Consider the following 16206-nt stretch of genomic DNA (forward strand, 5'->3'; position numbering starts at 1 on the left):
CAGAGCGCCGTCGCGACAGCCATGGTTTAGGAACAGCCCGGTGAGTCGATCAAGACCGCCACCTGCCACATTTCCGAAATATAGCGGCTTGACTCGCATCGGGCCGCGCAAATCCGTCGAAATTCTTACAAGTTACTGTTTTTGCTAGCGTAAACTGCCATGCATTCAATCCGCTACAACGCGAATCGCGGAGAATCCTAGCGAATCTCGATCCGGGACAAAGTGGCCGTGATCGGGCCGTCTACGGGTCCTTCCGACTTGCAAAATCCCGGCCGCAGTTAACGCGCGGTGGCGCCCTGTTGCGAACCGCCGACGCGGCACCGACGCGGGGCATGCACGCGCTCGCGGCAATCCGATTGCACTCACAGCGCCCGTCCCCCACATAGCCGGGTAACACACCAACCGGGGCTACAATGGCGGATCCATATTCTACCCTCGGCGTGGCGCGTGGCGCCTCCGAGGCGGACATCAAGAAAGCTTATCGGAAGCTCGCGAAGGAGCTTCATCCCGATCGCAACAAGGACAATCCCAAGGCATCGGAGCGGTTCAGCCAGGTAACGGCTGCCTATGATCTGCTCAGCGACAAGGACAAACGCGCCCGGTTCGACCGCGGCGAGATCGATGCGGATGGCAACCCCACCTCGCCGTTCGGTGCCGGCTTCGGCGGCGCGCGGCCCGGTGCTGGCGGCTTTCGCGAGCAGGATTTCGGCGGCGCCGAGGGCGTCGACATGTCCGACATCTTCGAAGGCCTGTTTGGCGGCCGCGGCGGCGGCTTCTCCAGCGGCTTCGGTCGCCGCCAGCCGCCCCCCCGCGGCGCCAATACCGCCTATCGCCTTCGGGTCCCCTTCGTCGATGCCGCCGCGCTCGCACCGCAGCGAATCACGCTCGCGGACGGCAAGACGATCGATCTCAAGCTGCCGCCGGGTGTCGAGACGGGCACGCAGATGCGCCTCCCCGGCAAGGGCGAGCAGGGCCCTGGCGGTGCTGGCGACGCGATCGTCACCATCGACGTCCAGCCGCACCGCTATTTCACCCGCGATGGGGACGACGTCCGGCTCGATCTGCCGATTACGCTGAACGAGGCCGTGAAGGGCGGGCCAGTGAAGGTGCCTACCGTGGAAAAGGCGGTGATGCTCACCGTGCCCAAGCACTCCACCTCGGGCCGTACCCTGCGCCTCAAGGGCAAGGGCTTCCATCGCAAGGATGGCACCCGCGGCGATCAGCTCGTCACGCTGATGGTGGACGTGCCGTCCGGCGATGCCGCGCTGGAGACGTTCCTGGAGAGCTGGACCGGCGGTGGGAACCCGCGTGCCGGCATGGGCGTCTGACCCTTAACCCACAACAGGGGAAAGGGGATCGGTGAGCGACAGGCCCACCACGCTGACGCCGGAGGATCGGGCGCATCATGCGCGCACCCATGCGCGGGAACGGCTGAACCACCAGATCGCCAAGGTGAAGCCCGGCAGCTACGCCTTCGAGGTGCTGCGCCGGGCGGCAACCGGCGTGTACAACGATGGCTTCATCCACGCCGGCAACCTTGCCTATCTCGCGCTGATGACGGTGTTCCCGTTCTTCATCGTCGCAGCGGCGGTGCTGTCGATCTTCGGCCAGAATCACGAAACGCGCCAGGCGGTCGAATCCTTTCTCCACGTCCTGCCGCCCGACGTGGCCGACATTTTGCGCAAGCCGATCAACGACGTGTTGAAGGCCCGCACCGGCTCGCTTTTGTGGCTGGGCGGGTTCGTCGGCCTGTGGACGGTCGGCAGCTTCGTCGAGACTATCCGGGACATTTTCCGCCGCGCTTATGGCACCACCAGTTCGCAGTCGCTGTGGCGCGCGCGGCTCGGGCTCAGCCTCGGCATCGTCCTCTCAGTCATTCTCGCGCTGGTTTCGTTCCTGGTGCAGGGCCTGCTCACCGCCGCGGAACAATTCATCTACCGGCTGCTGCCGTGGGCGGAGGATGTCGCGGGATGGATCGGGATCAGCCGCGCGGTGCCGGGGCTGGTCATGTTCGGCGCGCTGTACATGCTCTTCTACTTCGTCACGCCGACGCGCTATCGTTACAGCGATAGCCGCAAATGGCCGGGCGCCTTGTTCACCACCATCTGGTGGATCGGGATGACGGCGGGGCTGCCGGTGGTTCTCTCCAGCCTCGGCGGTTACGATCTCACCTACGGCAGCCTCGCCGGCGTCGTGGTGATGCTGTTGTTCTTCTATCTGATCGGTTTGGGGCTGGTCTTCGGCGCTCATCTCAACGCAGCACTGGCGGAACCCCCAGAGACCGCGCTAGAGCAGGCGCCCACCGGAACCGGAGCGAAGGCAGCACCGTGAATTCATTGATGGCAGGCAAGCGCGGTCTCATCATGGGCCTCGCGAACGACAAGTCCCTCGCCTGGGGCATCGCCAAGAAGCTTTCCGAAGCAGGCGCCGAGCTCGCGTTCAGCTATCAGGGCGAGGCGATGGAGAAGCGCGTTCGCCCGCTCGCCGAGCAGCTGGGAAGCTCGCACCTGTTCGATTGCGACGTCAGCGACATGGGCGCGCTCGACGATACGTTCGCCAAACTCGCAGAGACCTGGCCGACGATCGACTTCGTGGTCCACGCCATCGGCTTCTCCGACAAGAACGAGTTGCGCGGCCGCTTCGTCGATACCAGCCTCGGCAACTTCCTGATGACGATGAACATCAGCGTCTATTCGTTCGTCGCCGTGGCGCAGCGCGCCGCGAAGATGATGCCGAACGGCGGCAGCCTGCTGACGTTGAGCTACTACGGCGCGGAAAAGGTCATCCCGCATTACAACGTGATGGGTCTCGCCAAGGCGGCACTTGAGACGAGCGTGCAGTACATGTCGGTCGATCTCGGGCGCGACAATATCCGGGTCAACGCGATCTCCGCCGGCCCGATCAAGACGCTCGCCGCCAGCGGCATCGGCGATTTCCGCCTCATCCTGAAGTGGAACGAACTGAATTCGCCGCTCAAGCGCAACGTCACGATCGACGAGGTCGGCGGCGCCGGCCTGTATCTCCTCAGCGATCTCGCCAGCGGCGTGACGGGGGAGATCCATCACGTCGACGCGGGCTACAATGTCATCGGCATGAAGGCGGAAGACGCGCCGGATATCGCGCTGGTCTGATCCTCGTGGCCATTGCGATTCGTCCGGCAGCGGCGGCCGACGTGCCCCGTATCGACGCCCTGCTGCGCGCGAGCTTCCCCGCGCCGGAGGAAGCGGATCTCGTGCGCGAACTGTGCCTTGCGGGCGACATGGTGCTGACGCTGGTGGCGGATGACGAGGACGGCGGGGATCTTGCCGGCACGATCGTGTTCAGCCGCATGGACGTGACGGTGAATGGCCGGTCGGTGCCTGCCGTCGCGCTGGCGCCGCTCGCCGTCGCCGCGCGCTATCGCCGCCAGGATGTGGCCGAGGCGCTGGTCGCCAGCGCGCATGAACGGCTGGAGGCTGCCGGCGTGGTGCTGAGCTTCGTCCTCGGCGATCCTCAATTCTACGGCCGCTTCGGCTATGATGCCGCGGTCGCGCGCAACTTCACCTCTCCTTATGCGGGCGACGCATTCATGGCGCTGCCGCTGCAGGGCGGCCTGGTCCCATGCGGGGTACGCGAGGCTGCCCATCACGCACCCGCCTTCGCGCGACTGGGAACGTCATGAGCTGGAATACTTTCGGGCGCGTCTTCCGCTTCACCACCTGGGGCGAATCGCACGGGCCGGCGCTCGGCGCGGTGGTCGACGGCTGCCCCCCGGGCATCACGCTCAGCGAGGCCGACATCCAGCCGTGGCTCGACAAGCGGCGCCCCGGCACCTCGCGCTTCACCACCCAGCGCCGCGAGCCGGATCAGGTCCGCATCCTCTCCGGCGTTTTCGAGGGTCGCACCACCGGCACGCCGATCAGCCTGATGATCGAGAATGTGGACCAGCGCTCGAAGGACTATTCCGACGTTGCTGTGGCTTATCGACCCGGCCATGCCGATTACGCCTATGACACGAAGTACGGCTTCCGCGATTATCGCGGCGGCGGGCGCTCGTCCGCGCGCGAGACGGCGGCGCGGGTGGCGGCTGGCGCGATCGCGCGGGCGGTGATCCCCGCGGTGCGCATCCGCGCCTGGGTCGAGGCGATCGGCGGCGACACGATCGATTACGCTGCGTTCGACGATGCCGTGATCGACACCAACCCGTTCTTCTGCCCCGATCCTGCCGCCGCGCTGCGCTGGGAAGCGAAGGTCGATGCTGCCCGCAAGGCCGGTTCATCGCTTGGCGCGGTCGTCGCCTGCGAGGCCACCGGCGTTCCTGCCGGCTGGGGCGCACCGCTTTATGCCAAGCTCGACAGCGAGCTTGCTGCCGCGGCCATGTCGATCAATGCGGTGAAGGGTGTTGAGATCGGCGACGGCTTCGCCGCCGCAGCGCTGTCGGGCGAAGAGAATGCCGATCCGATGCGGCCGGGCGAAAACGGGCCGGAATTCCTCGCAAATCATGCCGGCGGTGTCACTGGCGGTATTTCTACCGGCCAACCGCTGCGCATTCGTGTCGCTTTCAAACCAACCAGTTCCATTCTGACGCCAGTTCCCACCATTTCGCGCACGGGAATGCCCACCGAAATAGCGACGAAGGGGCGCCACGACCCGTGCGTCGGCATCCGCGGCGTGCCTGTTGTCGAGGCGATGGTAGCTCTCGTGCTCGCCGATCAATATCTGCTGCACCGCGCGCAATGTGGCTGAGTCGTCGCACAGGCGACGAACAGGGTTAACCCAGATCAGAAAAGCATAGGGAATCTCCCGATTGGGGATAAACCGTATGGTAAAGCGAGCCATTTGCAGGTTCGGCCGATGAACCTTTGCGGTTTTGATCGGTTATTATGGGGTCACGGGAAAACACATAGGAGATATCCCATGAAGCCCTTTATGCTGATGGCTGCTGCTGCCCTGGTCCTTCCGGGTGCTGCGATCGCCCAGAGCGCCGGTGGCCAGTCCACCACCCCTTCGACGACCCAGTCGGCAGATCCGCAGTCGAGCACTGATCCGTCATCGACCACGACGGACTCGTCGAGCAGCCGCACGGATCGCACCTCGCCTTCCACGAGCGACACGATGAGCCCGAACAGCGGCACGACGACGACTGATCCGTCGGCAACGACCAGCCCGACCGATCCGTCCACGACGACGCCGACGACCCCGCCGCAGGGGTAATCGGACTAGACCGATAGGTCAGGAAGGCCCGGCAGTTCAGCTGTCGGGCCTTTCCGCATATAGTCCGGGGAACCCGCCACCGACGGGTGCGTCTTCGAAGAGAGCCGAGGAGCGATCCAATGCGTTTCGCCGCTATTCTCTTCAGTACCGCCTTCATTGGGGCGCCAGCCTCGGCGCAACTCGCCGACAGCCTGTCACGGCGCCTTGAACCGAACGCCCTGGACCCCGCGGTCCCGCCGCCGCCTAGCAGCTCTGCGACGCGCGACAGCCTCTCGCAGGCGGAACGTGAACGGGCGGAGCAGCAGGGACGCGACGCTGCACGCGCATCGCTTCCGCCAGCCTCGACGCTGAATGATGGTCCTGCCGGCGTGCAACGTATCGGATCCGGCGTGGCCTCGCCGCCAGCGCCATCGGCCCAGCCTCTCCCACCACGCTAAGACAAAGGAGTGCCATCATGCGCATTGCCACCGCCGGCAGTATCGCGATCCTCGCTTTGTCGACCGCCGCGATTGCCCAGGTCGGCAACCCCGGGATGCAGACGAGCAACAACATGATCATCGCCCACGTCGGCGGGCCGGGCGACACGCCCGCGTCGCCACCGGCCGAAGACAGCATGAATTCCGCCGACAACATGCTCGACGATTCGGCTTCTCCGCCGCCGAACGAGCCGAAGTAACGGCCTGGCCCGGCTCCGGCCTCGTTAACCTCGATCTGTGCCGCCGCGAGACGGCAGCAACTTTGGCAACGAAAAAGCTACGCTGATCCATTACAGGCCCGCTTCGGCATGGTCATGGATCGTCGATGAGCACCGTCGCGCTGCATCCCAGCGAGCGCGCCGCCCTGCGCCTCGCGCGGCGGCGATGGCAGCGACGCGCCTGGGCGCGAGCAGCGGCCGTCGCGACGCCGATCGTCATGATCATCGGCCTGCCGGTCATTGCCACCTTGCCTTCGCTTCTATCGGCGCAGCGTGGGGGCCAGACGTCAGCTGGCGTGGTCTCGAACTCGAAGGATGCGAACTGGGCGGCGCAGATCGCGTCCCCGGGACGAGGCGTCACCGGGACCGCTGAATTACCGCCCGAACCGGTCGACGGCAGCGCACTAGCTTTCACTACCAGCGCGGGTGTCACACCAGCGCTGCCGTTCTCGATACGGGGTATCAACCCGCTCGATCGCGCGCGTGCCACCGAGTGCCTGACCGCGGCTATTTATTATGAGGCCGCTTCCGAACCCGACGATGGCCAGCGGGCGGTGGCGCAGGTCGTGCTCAACCGCGTTCGGCACCCCGCCTTTCCGTCCACCGTGTGCGGCGTCGTCTATCAGGGCGCGCACCGGGGCACCGGCTGCCAGTTCAGCTTTGCTTGCGATGGCGCATCGGCGCGTATTCCCTCGCGCGCCGGCTGGGCGCGGGCCGCGCGGATCGCGGCCACTGCGCTAAGCGGGTATGTCTTTTCGCCTGTCGGGCTCGCCACCCATTACCATACCTACGCGGTCACACCGGCGTGGAACCGCACGCTGGTGATGACCGACGCGATTGGCGCCCACTTCTTCCATCGCTGGAAGGGATTCTGGGGCACGCCGCTCGCCTTCCCCCAACGTTATGTGGGACGCGAACCTTTGGCAGGGCCGGCCGCGCCGGCCTCCATTTCCCCAATCATCGCTATCTCTCATCCCGTCCGGGTGGTTCCAGCCGCGGCCCCTGCGCCGCAGGTGCGCCCCGAGCATGAGGATAGCGGCACGGCACTCGTTACACCGTCGCAGAACAAGCTGCCGGAATCGCAAGTGCTTGATCGCTGGAAGGATGCCGGCAAGCCGCTACGCTAGGGCTTAGCCCTATTCCATCCCGATGCGGATCGCGGCAGCGGCGACGATCGGCGCGCCGACCACCAGCAGCAGGCTCACCGCACCCAGCAACTTCAGGCTGCCTCCGCCACCATCGATCGCCCCAGCGCCGAAGATCAGCAAGGGAATGGCGAGCGGCAGCATCACCAGCCCCGCTACGGCGCCGGCACCGCGCAACCCCGCCGTCAGTGCTGCGGTCGCTACGGCCAACGCGGCCAGCCCGGGTGTCCCGATCAGAAGGCCCGCCTCGACCGCAAGCAACGTGGCGCTATCGATCCCCAGCAGCGCCGCGGACACCAATGCGGCCATCATCACCGGCGGCGCAAAGACCAGCCAATGGCCCATCATCTTCGCCGCTGCAGCCGCAACGAGCGAGTGGCGACGCACGACCAGCTGGTCGAACACGCCTGCGTCCAGATCCGGCCCGATCAGACGCTCCACCGGCAGAAGCGCGGCTAGCAGGGCCGCTGCCCAAATCACGCCGCCACCGACCCGCGCCAGCACGCGGGCATCCGGCCCGATCGCGAACGGGAACAGCACCGAGACGAGAAGGAAAAAGCTGACGATCAACGTCGCGCCGCCGCCCGCGTAGCCCCGCCGAACCTCGCGCCGTACGAGCGCGATCATGCGTCCACCGACGCAAAGTGGCTGAGATCGACCGCCTGCGCGCCGGGTGAGGCGATCGGCTGATGCGTCGCGACGATGGCAATTCCGCCCCTCGCGCGATGCGCTGCGATCGCCGCCTCCAGCAGCTGGATCGATCCCGCATCAAGCCCTGTGGCGGGTTCATCCAGCAACCAGATCGCAGCGCCGCCAGCGATCACCCGCGCCAGTGCCGCCCGCCGCCGCTGCCCGGTCGACAACAGCCTGACGGGCACATCGGCAAGCGCGGACAGCCCCACATCGGCAAGTGCCTTCGCCACCCGTTTGCGGGGGTCATCAGCCGCGTCGAACGTCGCCCAGAAATGTAGCGCCGCGGCGAGCAGCCGATCATTGTCGAGAGCGCTCGCCTCGCCCATCAAAGCGATGCTGCCGCTCGCCGTTACATCGCCAGCGAACGGCAGCAACAGGCCGGCGATCACACGCAAGAGGCTCGATTTGCCGCAGCCATTCGGCCCGCTGATGATCAGCGCATCTCCGGCGGCCAGCGAGAAGCTGACGTGATCGAACAGCAGGCGCCCGCTGCGCCGACAGGCAAGATCGCGTACGTCGAGCCCCCCGCTCAATCGCCCACCGCGTCCTCGAGCGCGTGCATGTCGTCATCGCTGAGGCCGAAGTGGTGGCCGATCTCGTGGATCGTCACGTGCGCCACCAAATCATCGAGCCGCACGCCGGTCTCGCACCATTCGGCGAGGATCGCCTGGCGATAGAGGTGTATGCGATCGGGAAGCGCGCCGGACTCAAAGGCGGATTTGTCACCGATCGGGCGGCCATGATATACACCGCTCAGGTCAAGCGGATGCTCAATCCCAAGGTTCGCGAGCGTCTCCGCATCTGCTTCTTCCTCGACGATCAGAACGACGTCGCCGAGATGCGCGCGAAATTCCGCCGGAAGCCGCTCGATGACATGCCGCGCATGGCGCTCGATCGCATCGAGCGAGGGCGGTTCGCCCGGAAGGTCTTGTCCGCTCATCGCCTTTGGCCATAGGCGTTGAGCTTCACACAGGACAAGCTTGTCTGAAGGGGAGCGCGCGATGGTAGATCAGCTGAGCGAGGCGGAACGCGCCGATGCGCTCGATAGCCTGCCGGACTGGGACTATGACGAAGGGCGAGACGCGATCACGCGGACCATCGTCTTCACCGATTTCGCCGAGGCATTCGGCTTCATGACGCAGGTCGCGCTGATCGCCGAAAAGGCCGACCACCACCCGGAGTGGACCAATGTCTGGAACCGGGTCGAAATCACACTGACGACGCACGACGCGGGCGGCTTGTCCGAACGCGATATCGATCTCGCCGGCGCAATCGATTCGATCCTCGACGGCTGACATGGGGATCTTCCTCACGCTCGCGCTGCAGGCGGCGACGCTTGGTGCCACCAACTACGCCGCCGACGCACCGATGAAGGCGCCCGTAGCAACGCCCAGCTTCGCCGATGAGTTCGAAGGCCCGGCCATCGACAAGAGCAAATGGCGCTACGACACCGCGTTCAACGCCAAGGGCTGGTTCAACAACGAACTTCAATATTACTCGGCCGATCGTCCGAAGAATGCCCGGATCGAGGACGGCCATCTGGTAATCGAGGCGCATGCCGAAGTAGCGGACAAGGCGCAGTTTCCCGATACCGGTGGCCAGCGGTACACCTCAGCGAAGCTCGTGACGCAGCAGCGGCACGGCTACGGCTTCTACGAAGTACGCGCGAAGCTGCCATGCGGGCGCGGCAGCTGGCCGGCGATCTGGCTGCTTCCGATCGGCGACAAATGGCCGGGCGGCGGCGAGATAGATGTGATGGAGATGGTCGGCTGGGACCCCAACGTGATCCACGCGACGCTTCACACCGATGCCTTCAACCATGCGAAGGGGACGCAACGCGGCGCGCAACGCACCGTGCCGGACGCGTGCACGGCGTTCCACCGGTACCAGCTGGATTGGCAACCGGACACGATCACCATCGGCATCGACGACCGCGCGGTCATGCGCGTCGTCAATGATCAGCCCGGTGGCAAGGCCGCATGGCCGTTCACCAAGCCTTACGATCTGATCCTCAACTTAGCCGTGGGCGGTGACTGGGGCGGAAAGCAAGGCGTAGACGCCGCCGCCTTCCCGCAGCGGATGACCGTGGACTACGTTCGCTACTGGCAGCGCAAATAACGACTGATCTTCAGCGCCGGCTGCGGACGCTCGTCATGGCGGCGCCACCGGCAAAGGTCAGCAGCGCCAGCGTCAGCAGCACGGCCCCGAAGTCCTGCGGCGTCGCGAGTGACCAGGTCAGCAGCGGGCCGAGCAACGCGGGCAAAGTGTTGGTGAGGTTGAGCAGGCCAAGATCTCGCCCGCGGTGCGCGGGATCCGGCAGCAATTGCATCGCGAACGCAGCGTGAAGCGTCAGGAACACTGCCGACCCGATCGCATAAGCGGCAAAGCCCAGCGCCGCCCACCGCCAGTCTGCCGCGAATGCCATCATCACCAGGCCGACCGACGCCAGCGACGCGCCAGCCACCAGCGTCGGCTTGCGCCGGCCGAAATGATCCGACATCCGGCCGGCAGCCACAGCGGCCGGCAGCGACAGGACGTAGACGATCGTCAGGAGATGCCCGACGCGCGGCGCAAGATCTTCCGGCTCAGCGTCCGGCACGATGCTCTCGAAATAATAGAGCAGGTAAAGCGACAGCGCGTTGCCCGCCACTTGCGCCAAGAGCCGCGCCGCCCAGGTGACGACCAAATCCCGCCGACGCTGCTCCATCTCGGTCGGCTGCGGCGCGGAAACGATGGCCTTGCGCGCTCGTGTCGCCAGCAGCGGGGTCACACAGACGAATACGGCCGCCGCCACAATCGTCAGCCGTTCCGCCTCCGGCAGCAGACGCATACCGACAAGTGCCGCCGAAACGCCGGACGCAACCGGCACCGCGGCGGCGAGCAGTCCTCCTGCCACGCCCTTTTGCGCGTCAGGCACTTCGTCGGCCATGATCGCAAGAAGCGGGGCGAGCATGGCGTTCACCGCCACCTGGAACAGCGTTACCGCGAGGATGATCGCTGCCGAAGACGCCGCAGCGGCGACAGCGGCATAGGACAGGACGGTCGCGATCAGCCCGAAGCACAGCCACCTTCGCCGGCCTTGTCCCCGCGCCACGCTGCGGTCGCTCAGCCAGCCGAACAGCACGTTCGCACCGCTCGCGGCCAACGCGCCGGCAATGATCGTCGCGCTGAACACCCCGATCCGTGCCTCTCCGGCGAGCGCCTCGATCTTGAGCGGCAGGAGGAGCGTGAGCAGCGGAAGATAAGCGACGACACCGCCGGTGTAGGCCAGCGCATAGAGTAGCAGAAAGCCCGTCGACCGATGTCGGTCTTGGCTGATACGGGCGGGGGAAGCTGGCATGAACTGCCTTGTTGTGCGCCCGCCGGGCAGGTTCGACAACCGCCTCCGAACACAAGCAATTTGGCGCTCGGTGCTAGCGGAGGACACGACGACCGCGCGGGTAAGGCTGGACAGCGCCGACATCGCAGGCGATCGCTGTGTGAACGAACGAGACGAAGGGGAAAGAGGATGGACCTGCAGCTCGCCGGAAAGGCAATTTTCGTCGCCGGGGGCAGCCGCGGCATCGGGCTCGGGATCGTGGAGGCGTGCATGACCGAAGGCGCCCGCGTTGCGATCACCGCTCGGGGCGCGGAGGCACTGGCGGCCACCCACGCCGATCTGGCGAACCGCTATGGTGCCGACAGCATCCGCAGCTTCGCCGGCGACATGACGCTTTCCGCCACGATCGACGAAGCCCTGGCGGACGCTGAAGCGGCTTTTGGGCCTCTCTGGGGTGCGGTCGCCAATGTCGGACTCCACCCCTGCCCACCGGGCTTCGACGTCGATGACGCCACGTGGCGCGGCGGCTTCGCCCAGAACCTCGATTCCGCCTTCTTCCTTGCCCGCGCGGCACTACGCGGCATGACCCAGCGGCAGGAAGGCGCAGTACTGATGATCAGCTCGATCGCCGGGCTGGCCGCGAAGGGCACACCGCTCACCTACGGCACCGCGAAGGCAGCGATGAACCATCTGTCGAAGGAATTGGCGGTCATCGCCGGGCCGTCTGGCGTGCGCGTCAACGCAATCGCGCCCGGCAACATCATTTTCCCGGGCGGCGAATGGGAGGAACGTGCCAACGGCCCACGGTCGGAAACCTGGCTCCGCTGGATCAAGCGCGAGGTGCCGATGAACCGCTTCGGACGACCGGAGGAGATCGGCCGCGTCGCTTCCTTCCTCCTAAGTCCGATGGCAAGCTTCGTCACCGGCGCGGTGATTCCGGTCGACGGTGGTCAGGATCGTTAGCGCGCTGCCTCACATACGGTGAGATAGCGCGTCCAGTGCGGCGAAGATGTGAGCGCGCAGGCTCGGCTCGCGCGTCATCTCCAGCATTGCGCTGAGGCTGGAGCGCGCATCGGCGACGTTCCCGCGCAGCAACTCCAGCCGCGCCCGCTCCCACCAGCCATGGCCGTAGGACGGGGCGATTGTGGTGATGCGCCGATAGACCGTCAGGGCGCGCTCCAGATTGCCTGCCCCCTCCGCGCGCGTTGCCTGGTTCATCAGCAGGCGCACCAGCACCGCCCGGTTCGTCATCGCCGCCAGATGCTCGCTCGTCGGGCTCACGCCGGGGCCAAGCGCGCGTTCAAGCAGGGCAGAGAGGTGATCCGGGTCGACGATGACGCCACCAGCGAAGGCATCCACCAGCACCGACTCCACGCCCGAGCCGATCCTCAGCAGGACATGGCCGGGCGTGTTCAGCACATCCGCAGCCCAGCTGAGCCGCCGCGCCGCCGCGACATAGAGGATCGACAGGCTGACCGGCAGGCCGCGCCGACGATCAATGACACGGATCAGATCGGCATTGTCCGGATCATCGTAGCTCTCCGAATCCCCAATGAAGCCATATTCGTCGGCAATCACCTGAGCGAGGATCGCGGCACGATGCGCCGCCGTCTCCGCGTCCCCGCCCGTGATGACCAGTCGCTCCGTCATCTCCGTGAGCAGATCGACGTAAGGCGTCAGCGATACGTCCGGGTGATCGAGCTTGGCCAGTTTCAGGGCGTCGGCATCGAGCAGGATCGCTTCGTCGTCGAGCAGCCCAAGATGAGCAATCGCGTCTTCCATGATGGGCAGACGTGTGCCGCCCCGACGAGTTCCCGGCCACCCCTAATGACGTTGACGCAGGTTGCGGCGGCACGGCCCCTACACGGCAGGAACTCACGGCCGCCATGTGGATTCATTCTGGCAAAAGGAGAAGAACGATGTCCGATGACAAGAGCAAGCGGGGCGCCGCTGACCGGCGAACCGTGGCCGCTGGCGAAGGCTATGAACTGGCCTATTTTGCCGGCAAGCATGGGCTGTCGCAGGAAGTCGCCCGCAAGCTGATCGACGAGGTCGGCAATGATCGCGCGAAGCTGGATGCCGCTGCCGAAGAATTGACCAAGGTCGGCTGATCGCGGCAGCCCACGTGAAGATCGCGACCTACAACGTAAACGGCGTCAACGGTCGCCTACCCGTCCTGCTGCGGTGGCTGGAGGAGGCGGCTCCGGACATCGTCGTCCTTCAGGAGCTGAAGGCGCCCGACGAGCGTTTCCCCGCCGCAGCGATCAACGCCGCGGGCTATCAAGCGCTGTGGCACGGCCAGAAAAGCTGGAATGGAGTCGCCATCCTCTCGCGCGTGGGGTCGATCCACGAAACGCGCCGGGGCCTGCCGGAGGATCCCGACCCGACCCAGAGCCGCTATATCGAGGCGGCAGTCAACGGCATCATCATCGCCGGGCTCTACATGCCCAACGGAAACCCGCGGCCAGGGCCAAAGTTCGACTATAAACTCGAATGGTTCGATCGCCTGGTCGATCATGCAAAGGAGTTGCTGGGCTCCGGCGCATCGGTCGTGCTCGCCGGCGATTTCAACGTGATGCCGACCGAGTTGGACGTGTACAAGCCGGAGCGCTGGACGCAGGACGCGCTGTTCGTGCCGGACGTCCGGTCGCGATACGCGAAGTTGCTGGCGCAGGGGTGGACGGACGCAGTGCGCCATCTCCACCCGGCCGAGCGCATCTACACCTTCTGGGATTACTTCCGGAATGCGTTCGCGCGCGACGCAGGCCTGCGCATCGATCACTTGCTGCTCAGCCCCGCGATTGCACCGCGCCTGAAGGCCGCCGGCGTCGATCGCCATGTGCGCAGCTGGGAAAAGACCAGCGACCACGCCCCGACATGGATGGAGCTTAGCTAGCGGGTTGAACCTCGCGGAAACGGCGGCATGCTGCTAACGGCAGGCGCCCTGCCACAATATGAGCCTGCCACCGCGATGAACGTCGATTTGTTCGACTTCGACCTCCCGACCGACCGGATCGCCCTTCGCCCTGCCCAGCCGCGTGATGCGGCGCGCCTCTTGGTGCTCGACGGCTCGGCCACGATTGACCGCGTCATGACCGATCTGCCGTCACAGCTGCGCGCCGGCGATCTGCTGGTTTTCAACGATACGCGCGTGATCCCCGCCCAGCTGGAGGGCACGCGCGGCAACGCGCGGGTCGGCGCGACGTTACACAAGCGCGAGGGGCCTCGCCGTTGGCGCGCGTTCGTCCGCAACGCGAAGCGGCTCCGTGACGGTGACGAGATCGATTTCGACAATGGTGTCAGCGCGGTGGCGGGGGATCGCGCGGCCGATGGCAGCTTCGCCCTCGAATTCGCGGGGGAGGAACCGGTCGAACTGCTGCTGGAACGCGCCGGACGCATGCCGCTGCCGCCGTATATCGCTGCGAAGCGCCCCACCGATGAACGCGACGCCGACGATTACCAGACGATGTTCGCGCGAGAAGCCGGCGCCGTCGCCGCGCCGACCGCAGCACTTCACTTCACGCCCGCGCTAATGGCTGCGCTTGATCAGGCGGGCATCGGCCACGCTACGCTGACGCTTCACGTCGGCGCCGGCACCTTCCTTCCGGTCAAGGCAAACGACACCGCGGATCATGCCATGCATGCTGAATGGGGCCGCATCGACGCCGTGACAGCCGAACGTCTCAACGCAGTGCGCGCGGCCGGCGGGCGGATCGTCGCCGTCGGCACCACATCGCTTCGCCTGATCGAGAGCGCGACGAACGAGGACGGCGTCGTCCAGCCGTTTGAAGGCGATACCTCCATCTTCATCACCCCCGGCTACCGCTTCCGCGGCATCGACGGCCTTCTGACCAACTTCCACTTGCCGCGATCAACCCTGTTCATGCTGGTATCGGCGCTGATGGGGCTCGACCGGATGCAGGCGGCCTATGCGCATGCGATTGCCCAGCGTTACCGCTTTTATTCCTACGGCGACGCATCATTGCTGCTGCCTTGAGGCGGCATTTCATGAGAACGGCCGGCGCTCCACCTGGGAACGCCGGCCGTTATGCGGTTCAGGCTGTAAGAAGCGGACGGATCAGCTCGATGCCACTTCCACCGGCGCCGGCGTACGGCGACGACGCGGCTTGGGTGCCGCCCCCTGTTCACCCGCGTCGCTCACACCAATCGACGGCGGGAGGACGCTGGAATCAAGCCCGAGTTGCTCGCCTGCTTCCGGCGCCACCTTACGCGGGCGCCCACGGCGCTTGGGTGCGGCAGCCGCCTCGTTCATCATCTCGCCGCGCGCCGGCTCGCCTTCCTGCGCCATGGTCGGGGCAAACGGCTGGGCCTGAGTAGCGTCGCTCTCAGCGGCACCGGTCCGGCCGTCCCGCTGCTCGCTGGCAATCGCGGTCTCGGCCACGCGGGGTTCTGCCGGACGTCCATTGCCGTAGCGCTGGCGCCCGCCCTGCTCGTCACGCTGGCGATTGTCATCGCGCTGACGGTTGTCGTCGGCGCGCGGCCGGCGGTCGTCACGCTGCCGGTAGCCCTCCTGCTGGCGGCCATTGTCGCCCTGGCGGTTGCCGTCGCGCTCACCGCGCTCGTCACCGCCACGGCTCTGCTCCTCGGCGCGGATCGGCTCGCCCTCGTCACCGAACTCGTCGTCGCTGTCGAAATCAGGCTGCTGCCGGCGGGGCTGCTGCTCTTCGTAGCGGCCACGCTGATCCGCCATCACGCGGAAATAATGATCGGCGAATTGCAGGTAATACTCGGTCGTGACGCGATCGCCTTGGCGCTGCGCATCCGATGCCATGTTCTTGTACTTTTCGTACAATTGGCTGGCGTTGCCCCGTGCGCGGCTGTCGATCCGATTGCCACTATCACGCGAACCCTGGCCGCCTCCGCCCTGAGGCCGCTGCTGCCCACCACGACCACGACGGCGGCCGTTCTGACGGTTGTTGATCAAATTACTGTCCTCGTCCTCAAACCTAAACCGGCCATGCTCCCGGGATAATCGGTGCAACATTCCCCGCCCCGGGCGAAGAGCGCGCGCGGCGCTTCTCCTCCAAGGCCTGTCCCGGCCGCCGGACTGCAGCGGCTGATGACGAAGGGTGGGCAAATCGCCCAAATTCAACGGATTATGTTGATTTTGCGTGCCCCTGCCTTCGCCATAGCGGGTGAAC

The 16206-nt window shown here is 66.0% G+C and carries 20 protein-coding genes; 14 read left to right on the forward strand and 6 right to left on the reverse strand.

Going from position 1 to position 16206, the window contains the following annotated elements; translation table 11 throughout:
• The first annotated feature begins 413 nt into the window (after nucleotides 1-413).
• The 8 genes from ACH0AE_RS12130 to ACH0AE_RS12165 all read left to right on the forward strand — a co-directional run bounded on the left by ACH0AE_RS12130 (nucleotide 414) and on the right by ACH0AE_RS12165 (nucleotide 7014).
• On the forward strand, nucleotides 414-1328 hold the full coding sequence (locus tag ACH0AE_RS12130) for a J domain-containing protein (RefSeq protein ID WP_294442806.1): 915 nt from the start codon (nucleotides 414-416) through the stop codon (nucleotides 1326-1328).
• Nucleotides 1329-1359: 31 nt separating this feature from the next.
• Nucleotides 1360-2331 (forward strand): YihY/virulence factor BrkB family protein, encoded by a 972-nt coding sequence (locus ACH0AE_RS12135; RefSeq protein WP_294442805.1) that lies wholly within the window; start codon nucleotides 1360-1362, stop codon nucleotides 2329-2331.
• A gap of 8 nt (nucleotides 2332-2339) precedes the next feature.
• Nucleotides 2340-3131 (forward strand): enoyl-ACP reductase FabI, encoded by a 792-nt coding sequence (gene fabI / locus ACH0AE_RS12140; protein WP_406875763.1) that lies wholly within the window; start codon nucleotides 2340-2342, stop codon nucleotides 3129-3131.
• Nucleotides 3132-3136: 5 nt separating this feature from the next.
• A complete protein-coding gene (locus ACH0AE_RS12145; protein ID WP_294442803.1) occupies nucleotides 3137-3661 on the forward strand; it encodes a GNAT family N-acetyltransferase in 525 nt (174 codons plus the stop codon).
• A complete protein-coding gene (gene aroC, locus ACH0AE_RS12150; protein ID WP_294442802.1) occupies nucleotides 3658-4725 on the forward strand; it encodes a chorismate synthase in 1068 nt (355 codons plus the stop codon). Before ACH0AE_RS12145 ends, aroC begins: the two co-directional genes overlap by 4 nt.
• Before the next feature lie 171 nt (nucleotides 4726-4896).
• Nucleotides 4897-5193, forward strand: a complete 297-nt coding sequence (locus ACH0AE_RS12155) for a hypothetical protein (RefSeq protein WP_406875764.1) — start codon at nucleotides 4897-4899, stop codon at nucleotides 5191-5193.
• Between the two features lie 454 nt (nucleotides 5194-5647).
• Nucleotides 5648-5869 (forward strand): hypothetical protein, encoded by a 222-nt coding sequence (locus ACH0AE_RS12160; protein ID WP_294442800.1) that lies wholly within the window; start codon nucleotides 5648-5650, stop codon nucleotides 5867-5869.
• A 236-nt stretch (nucleotides 5870-6105) separates the two neighbouring features.
• Nucleotides 6106-7014, forward strand: a complete 909-nt coding sequence (locus ACH0AE_RS12165) for a cell wall hydrolase (RefSeq protein ID WP_294442799.1) — start codon at nucleotides 6106-6108, stop codon at nucleotides 7012-7014.
• A 9-nt stretch (nucleotides 7015-7023) separates the two neighbouring features.
• Here ACH0AE_RS12165 and ACH0AE_RS12170 read toward each other — a convergent pair whose 3' ends face one another.
• The 3 genes from ACH0AE_RS12170 to ACH0AE_RS12180 are packed head-to-tail and all read right to left on the reverse strand — an operon-like array spanning nucleotide 7024 to nucleotide 8665.
• Nucleotides 7024-7659: a heme exporter protein CcmB gene (locus ACH0AE_RS12170; RefSeq protein WP_294442798.1), complete on the reverse strand. Its 636-nt coding sequence runs from the start codon at nucleotides 7657-7659 to the stop codon at nucleotides 7024-7026.
• Entirely contained in the window at nucleotides 7656-8258 is a 603-nt protein-coding gene (gene ccmA, locus ACH0AE_RS12175) for a heme ABC exporter ATP-binding protein CcmA (RefSeq protein ID WP_294442797.1), read from the reverse strand. Before ccmA ends, ACH0AE_RS12170 begins: the two co-directional genes overlap by 4 nt.
• Complete coding sequence (locus ACH0AE_RS12180; protein WP_294442796.1) at nucleotides 8255-8665, reverse strand: metallopeptidase family protein; 411 nt, start codon at nucleotides 8663-8665, stop codon at nucleotides 8255-8257. The genes ccmA and ACH0AE_RS12180 overlap by 4 nt, the downstream gene beginning before the upstream one ends.
• Nucleotides 8666-8726: 61 nt before the next feature.
• On the opposite strand from ACH0AE_RS12180, the gene ACH0AE_RS12185 reads away from it, so the two are divergent.
• Together ACH0AE_RS12185 and ACH0AE_RS12190 are read left to right on the forward strand one after the other, a co-directional pair.
• The gene (locus ACH0AE_RS12185; RefSeq protein ID WP_294442795.1) at nucleotides 8727-9020 is read left to right on the forward strand and encodes a 4a-hydroxytetrahydrobiopterin dehydratase; all 294 of its coding nucleotides are present in this window, start codon (nucleotides 8727-8729) and stop codon (nucleotides 9018-9020) included.
• A 1-nt stretch (nucleotide 9021) separates the two neighbouring features.
• Nucleotides 9022-9843 carry a glycoside hydrolase family 16 protein gene (locus tag ACH0AE_RS12190; RefSeq protein ID WP_294442794.1) on the forward strand — a complete coding sequence of 274 codons (822 nt, stop codon included), beginning with the start codon at nucleotides 9022-9024 and terminating at the stop codon, nucleotides 9841-9843.
• Nucleotides 9844-9853: 10 nt separating this feature from the next.
• Here ACH0AE_RS12190 and ACH0AE_RS12195 read toward each other — a convergent pair whose 3' ends face one another.
• Entirely contained in the window at nucleotides 9854-11065 is a 1212-nt protein-coding gene (locus ACH0AE_RS12195) for an MFS transporter (RefSeq protein ID WP_294442793.1), read from the reverse strand.
• A gap of 168 nt (nucleotides 11066-11233) precedes the next feature.
• On the opposite strand from ACH0AE_RS12195, the gene ACH0AE_RS12200 reads away from it, so the two are divergent.
• Nucleotides 11234-12007 carry an SDR family NAD(P)-dependent oxidoreductase gene (locus tag ACH0AE_RS12200; RefSeq protein WP_294442792.1) on the forward strand — a complete coding sequence of 258 codons (774 nt, stop codon included), beginning with the start codon at nucleotides 11234-11236 and terminating at the stop codon, nucleotides 12005-12007.
• 9 nt (nucleotides 12008-12016) lie between these two features.
• On the opposite strand, the gene ACH0AE_RS12205 is transcribed toward ACH0AE_RS12200, so the two are convergent.
• Entirely contained in the window at nucleotides 12017-12826 is an 810-nt protein-coding gene (locus ACH0AE_RS12205; RefSeq protein WP_294442791.1) for a SirB1 family protein, read from the reverse strand.
• A 137-nt stretch (nucleotides 12827-12963) separates the two neighbouring features.
• On the opposite strand from ACH0AE_RS12205, the gene ACH0AE_RS12210 reads away from it, so the two are divergent.
• From ACH0AE_RS12210 to queA, 3 genes are all read left to right on the forward strand, one after another.
• Nucleotides 12964-13155, forward strand: a complete 192-nt coding sequence (locus tag ACH0AE_RS12210) for a DUF3606 domain-containing protein (RefSeq protein ID WP_294442790.1) — start codon at nucleotides 12964-12966, stop codon at nucleotides 13153-13155.
• 14 nt (nucleotides 13156-13169) lie between these two features.
• Nucleotides 13170-13940, forward strand: coding sequence for an exodeoxyribonuclease III (gene xth, locus ACH0AE_RS12215; RefSeq protein WP_294442789.1), 771 nt, complete (start codon nucleotides 13170-13172; stop codon nucleotides 13938-13940).
• 75 nt (nucleotides 13941-14015) lie between these two features.
• Nucleotides 14016-15041: a tRNA preQ1(34) S-adenosylmethionine ribosyltransferase-isomerase QueA gene (gene queA, locus ACH0AE_RS12220; protein WP_294442853.1), complete on the forward strand. Its 1026-nt coding sequence runs from the start codon at nucleotides 14016-14018 to the stop codon at nucleotides 15039-15041.
• An 81-nt stretch (nucleotides 15042-15122) separates the two neighbouring features.
• On the opposite strand, the gene ACH0AE_RS12225 is transcribed toward queA, so the two are convergent.
• On the reverse strand, nucleotides 15123-15989 hold the full coding sequence (locus ACH0AE_RS12225; protein ID WP_294442788.1) for a DUF4167 domain-containing protein: 867 nt from the start codon (nucleotides 15987-15989) through the stop codon (nucleotides 15123-15125).
• Between the last annotated feature and the right edge of the window lie 217 nt (nucleotides 15990-16206).

The sequence above is a fragment of the Sphingomonas sp. 179-A 2A2 NHS genome (assembly GCF_045371305.1).
Classification (GTDB): domain Bacteria; phylum Pseudomonadota; class Alphaproteobacteria; order Sphingomonadales; family Sphingomonadaceae; genus Sphingomonas.